4 protein-coding genes are annotated in these 6,143 nt (G+C 66.0%); all 4 read left to right on the top strand.

Annotated features, from left to right (window positions below):
* Positions 1 to 2,139: BapA/Bap/LapF family large adhesin (locus tag B1A78_RS19750; RefSeq protein ID WP_218668009.1), on the top strand; the 2,139-nt coding region annotated here is incomplete at its 5' end.
* 151 nt (positions 2,140 to 2,290) lie between these two features.
* The gene (locus B1A78_RS19755; protein WP_372236910.1) at positions 2,291 to 3,559 is read left to right on the top strand and encodes a TolC family protein; all 1,269 of its coding nucleotides are present in this window, start codon (positions 2,291 to 2,293) and stop codon (positions 3,557 to 3,559) included.
* Positions 3,556 to 5,700 (top strand): type I secretion system permease/ATPase, encoded by a 2,145-nt coding sequence (locus tag B1A78_RS19760; protein ID WP_077148594.1) that lies wholly within the window; start codon positions 3,556 to 3,558, stop codon positions 5,698 to 5,700. The genes B1A78_RS19755 and B1A78_RS19760 overlap by 4 nt, the downstream gene beginning before the upstream one ends.
* The coding region (locus B1A78_RS19765; protein WP_144037918.1) for a biotin/lipoyl-binding protein at positions 5,697 to 6,143 on the top strand (447 nt) is incomplete at its 3' end. The genes B1A78_RS19760 and B1A78_RS19765, both read left to right, overlap by 4 nt.

Raw genomic sequence — 6,143 nt, forward strand, 5'->3', positions numbered from 1 at the left:
CCCGATGCGCCCACCGCCGATGTCGACGACGCCACCGGCACGATTGTAACCGGCACCGGCGAGGCCGGCGCCACGATCACCGTCTATGATGTCGACGGCGAAACCATACTAGGCACGGGCACCGTCCAGCCCGACGGCAGCTATAGCGTCACGATCCCCGCGCGCGTGAATGGTGAGACGCTCGTCGTCACGCAGACCGACGAGGCCGGCAATGAATCCGACCCTGTCGACGCGGCTGCGCCCGATATTTTCGACGCGTTCGACAACAGCGACAGCGCCGGGCTCGACCTGGTGCCGGTCGAAACCGCGGTCGACGTCGGTGAGGCCAATTATGTCCTGCTGCTGTCGCTCGCGGGTATCGATCCGGGGCTCAGCGTGCTCGGGCTACAGTTGCTGGGCATCCAGCCGGTGCTGTTCGAGGTCGAACCCGGCCACGAGCTGGAGGCCGATTTCGAATATGGCGGCCTGCTCGATATCGGCGTCGCGGCCAACTATCAGGTCGTCGTCCAGCAGCTGATCGACGGCGAATGGGTCGGCGTCGGCGGCGACGGCGAGCTGACGCTGCTCGACCTCGGGCTGCTCAACGGCGATATTTCGGCGAGCGATATCTTCGGTCCGGGCGAATATCGTGCCTTCGTGACCTTTGGCGGGCTCGTCGGTGCCGGCGTGCTCGGCACGCTCGAGGTGAACGGCACCGACCGCGACTATACCCAGATCGCCGACATCGATCCGATCGCGGCCGAGGGCAACGTCATCACCGATCCGGGCGCCGGCGGCGCGACCGACATGGCGCCTCCGGGCACGGTCGTCGGCAGCGTCACGGTCGACGGCGTGACCACGCAGGTCACCGCCGATGGCACCACGATCGTCGGCGAATATGGCACGCTCGTCATCGATCTCGACGGCAGCTATGTCTATACGCCGAGCGAGGACGCCGCCAATATCGGCGCGACCGAGACCTTTACCTATACGCTGCGGCACCCGAGCGGCGCCGAGGAAAGCGCCCAGCTGACGATCGCGATCGGCAGCCCCGACGTCAGCGGCAGCCCCGTCGCGGTCGATGACAGCAACTCGGTGTCGGTGACCTATGAGAATGTCGTCACCACCTCCTCGGCGGGTCTGTTCACGCTGAACAACGGCCCGGGAGTGATCGTCCCGAGCGTCGATACCGACGTCGCGTCCTTCACCGTGGCGGCCAACAGCCAGTCCGACGCGCGGCTGATCATCGACACCAGCGAAGGGCTGTCGGTGCTGCCGAGCTATACCGTCACGCTGCGCGACGGTGCCGGCAACATCGTCGGCGCCCCGATCGTGGTCGTCGCGCTCGCCAATGTGGCGGGGATCGGTACGGGCGCGGTGGTCACCTTCAACGACCTCGCCCCCGGAAACTACAGCATCACGGTGAGCAGCCGGAACGTGCTGGGGCTGGGTTATGACTCTGTGGTCCGGCTCGACCAGACGGTGACGCATCTCGACCAGTTCGAGCTCGACACCGCGACCGACGCGCAGGGCAACCTGCTCGACAACGACGTGACCGGGTCGGCGTTCAGCGCGATCCTCGTCGATACCGGCACCGGCTTCGTCGAAATCGGCAACACCCCGGTGTCGATCACCGGCGATTTTGGTGTGCTCACCGTCGATGCCAGCGGCAATTACAGCTATGAGGTCGATCCCGATCTCGATCATTTCACCACCGACCAGATCGACAGCTTCACCTATCAGATCCGCCTGCCCAATGGTGAGACGGTCGAGGCGACGCTCGATATCACGGTCGACGTGGACGGTGTGGGTGCCCGCATGTCCGGCGTGGAGATGATGGCGGGCGATGACGATGTGGTCGCACTCGGCGAGTTCGCTGCGATCGAAACAGACAGCGTCGCCCCCACTGACGACGGCGGAAGCGGCCATCTCGCCTATGACCTGTTCGAAGGCCGCGGCGATCTTGTTGCTCTACTCGACGCATATCTCGAACGAACTGGCGAAAGTGAACAGGGCCGCATCGACCCCGCCGACACCCCATTTGCGCAAGATAACTCCCTGATAGAACCAGTAAACTCGGATATCTATGATCCTCTTAGCTACCTAACTATCCAATTGGAGGAAGATCGCGATCTTTCCAATAACAGCTCGTTAACCTAGAAATGCGAAATATTGCTGCGAAACGTGCATCGAAAATACTGGATGTACGTTCGAATGACACGCTAGATGTCTTGAGCGATATTTCGGAGGGCCGATGCCGGTCGCGAGATGGAGAGAATGCCGAAAAAGCGTCGCAGGGCGCCGGTGCCGCGTGTTGGCAGTGCTGCTCCTGCCGCTCCTGACGGCGACCACGATCACGACATCCGAACCCCTCCGATGGGAAGACGCCGTTCGCGAAGCCGTCCGCTGGCACCCTTCGGTCAGCGAAGGGGCCGACATCGTTCGCGCGAGCGACGAAGATGTGGATGTCGCCGAAGCCGGCTACCGCCCCCAGATCAGCGGCGGCGTCGATACCGGCTATGACAATCTTGCACGCGCCAACTGGCGCCCGCGCGCGACGCTGTCGGCGTCGCAGATGCTCTTCGACTTCGGCAAGGTCAAAAGTTCGGTCGCCTTTGCCGAAGCGGGGACTCGCGCCAGCCGTGCCGATCTCCTCTTCGCCATCGACGCGCTTATCCGCGACACCAGCTATGCGGTGATCGAAATCCAGCGCGATCGGGTGCTGCGCGAGGTGGCGCTCGAACAACTGGCGAATATCCGCGACATCAACGATCTGGTCGGCCACCGCTTCCGCCTTGGCGCCACGACCAAGTCCGACGCGCTGCAGGCGCGCGCGCGCGTACAGGCGGCCGAGGTCACTTTGCTCGAAATCGAGGCCGAGCGCCGCCGCTGGGACAGCAACCTCGCCTTCCTGATCGGGCGCCAGGTCGCACCCGAGGTTTCGCTCGATCCGGTGATGGGGCTCGAGGGTTCTTGCGCGCGCGGCGAACCCGAATGGACTTCGGTACCGGCCTATCTGCAAGCGCAGGCGGCCCGCGACCAGGCCTTCGCCGAATATGAACGCAGCCGCGCCGAGGGCTTGCCGACGGTCGCGGTCGGCGCCGGTGGCGGCGCGGCGATCGACGATCCCTTTTCGAATCGTGCCGAATATAATTTCGGCGTGCGGGTCACCACACCGCTCTACAGTGGCGGGGCGCGAAAGGCGCGGCGGCGGGGCGCGGGCTATTCGCTCGCCGCCGCCGATGCCGCCGAACAACGGGTACGCAACGAGGTCGGGCGGTTGCTCGCCGAAAGCCAGCGCCAGGTGTCGAGCCTCGACGCGGTGATCGAGACGCTGACCACGCGGCAGACCGCCATGGACGAAACCAGCCGCCTCTATCGCCTGCAATATCTCGACATGGGGACGCGCACGCTGGTCGACCTGCTCAACGCGCAACAGGAACTGCATCAGGCGCGCTTCGACCTGGTCAATGCGCGCTTCGACCAGCGGCGGCTGCAGCTCGACTGCCTGTATCACGCGGGGCGCGTGCGCGAGACATTCGGCGTGCCCGACGACGGCATGCGCGGGGTCGGGCCATGACCGACGCGATCGGATCGACACCGGTCGATATCGACCGCTGGAGCGAGGCGCTGGCGATCGTCGCACGCCACTACCGTCTGCCAACCGCGAGCGAACAGGCCCGCCGCGCCGGTTTGTGGCGTCGCGATGCCGACGAGGAAGAACAGGTCCGCCAACTCGCCCGCGGCGCCGGCTTGCGCCTGCGCTTCCTGCCCCCGCGCGAGATGCAACTGGCGCCCGAGCGCCTGCCGCTGATCGTCGAATTCAAGGGCGGCGGCCTCGCCGTCGCAAAGGCCGTCGACGGCCAAGGCGGCGCGCTCGTCACGCTGGTCGGCGAAGGCGGGCTCGAACAGCCGATCGGGGCAGCCGAACTTGCCGAAGCGGCGGCGCGGATCATTGTCCCGCGCCCCGCCAAGTCGCGGCGCGATGCGCGGGTCGACGCCTATATCCGGCCGTTCGAGGAGCATTGGCTGCGGCGGATCCTGACGCGTGACCTCCGCTCCTATTCGCATGTCCTGATCGCATCGCTTTTCGCCAATCTGTTGGCGCTGTCCGGCGTGATCTTTTCGATGCAGGTCTATGACCGCGTCATTCCGGCCCAATCCTACCCCACCCTCTATATTCTCTTCAGCGGGGTATTGTTGGCGATCCTGTTCGATTTTCTGTTTCGCCGCCTGCGGATGCGCATCACCGATATCCTCGGCAAGCGGGCCGACCTGCGGATGTCCGACGAGGTCTTCGGACACGCGCTGCGGGTCCGGACGCGCGATCGCCCGGCATCGACCGGTGCCTTCATCGCGCAGCTGCGCGATCTGGAACAGGTCCGCGACCTCCTGACCTCGTCCACCGTCTCGGCGGTCGTCGACCTGCCCTTCTTCCTGCTCTTCCTTGTCATTTTCTGGTTCATCGCAGGGCCGCTGGCGCTGGTGCCGCTGACCGCGCTCGTCCTGCTGCTCGCGCCGGGCCTCCTCGCGCAGCGACGACTGCGTGCCTATGCGACCGAGGCTACGCGCGAAGCCTCGCTGCGCAATGCGATGCTGGTCGAGTCGGTGCAGGGGCATGAGGATATCAAGCTGTTGCAGGCCGAACCGCGCTTTCAGCAGCAGTGGAACCATTATAACGCCGCCGCCGCCGAGGCGCAGGTCAAGCTGCGCGGGCTCACCGGCAGCCTGACCGTATGGACACAAGCCGTTCAAAGCGGCGTCTATGCCGCCACCGTGTTCGTCGGCGCGCCGCTGGTCATGGCGGGGGACATCACCACCGGCGTTCTCGTCGCGGCCTCGATCCTCGGGTCGCGGATGATCGCGCCGATCGCGCAGATCAGCCAGATCCTCAACCGCTTGCAGCAAGCCAAGGTCGGGATCGTCAGCCTCGACCAGATCATGGCGCTGCCCGTCGACGATCCGGGCGAGGAGCATCGGATCGAGATGCCGGTCATCGCGGGCGGACTGACGCTGCGCGGCGCGGTGTTCCGCTATGCCGACCCCGAAGCACCGCCGGCGCTGGTCGTCAGCGACCTCGTCATCGCACCGGGCGAAAAGGTCGCGCTGCTCGGGCGCAATGGCGCGGGCAAGTCGACCTTGCTCCAGGGCTGCTCGGGACTGCTCCACCCCGTGTCGGGCGACGTGCTGCTCGACGGCATCGCGCTCCACCATATCGACCCCGCCGACGTCCGCCGCGATGTCGGCTTCCTCGCCCAGAACAGCCGGCTCTTTCACGGCACGATCCGCGAAAATATGACGCTCGGCCGGCCCGAGGCGTCGAGCGCGGAAATCATGGCGGCGCTCGAGATGGTCGGCGCGGACGGCTTCATCAAGCGCTCGCGCGCGGGGCTGGAGCAAGTGGTGCACGAAGGCGGGCTCGGCCTGTCGGGCGGGCAGGTGCAGGCGCTGCTCCTCGCGCGTACGCTGATCCGCGAACCCCAGGTCATATTGCTCGACGAGCCCACGGCGGCGATGGACGAAGGGGCCGAACGGTTGTTCATCGACCGCTTCGCGCGCTGGAGCGAGGGTCGGACGCTGCTGATCGCCACGCACCGCATGCGCGTGCTCGACCTCGTCGACCGCATCATCGTCGTTCAGGACGGCCGGGTCGTGCTCGACAAGCCGAAGGCGGAGGCGCTGCTGACGATGCGGGGCCAGACTGCAGGGAGGGCGGCATGACGCGGGCCGATGACGACGGCTGGACCTTCGGCGAAGCGAAGGACGGGCGGCTGCTCGCCGCAAGCCGGCTCGTCTGGCTTCTCGCGGCCTTCTTCCTCGTCGCGCTTGTCTGGGCCTATTTCGCCGAACTCGACGAGGTCGCGAACGGCAGCGGGCGCGTCGTGCCGACGTCGCGTGAACAGATGATCCAGTCGCTCGAGGGCGGTATCCTCGCGAAGCTCCATGTGAAGCAGGACGCGCTCGTCGAACCCGGACAGATATTGGCGCAGCTCGACCCGACGCTCGCCGGATCGACGGTCGAGGAAAGCGCCGCCAAATATCGCGCCGCGCTCGCCGCATCGGCGCGGCTGCGCGCCGAGGTCAACCAGACCGCAATCACCTTTCCTCCCGAGCTCGACGAATTCCCCGATCTCAAGGCCGAAGAAGCCCGTCTCTACGACGCG

Origin of the sequence: Sphingopyxis sp. KK2 (genome assembly GCF_001990265.1) — a bacterium.
GTDB lineage: Bacteria > Pseudomonadota > Alphaproteobacteria > Sphingomonadales > Sphingomonadaceae > Sphingopyxis.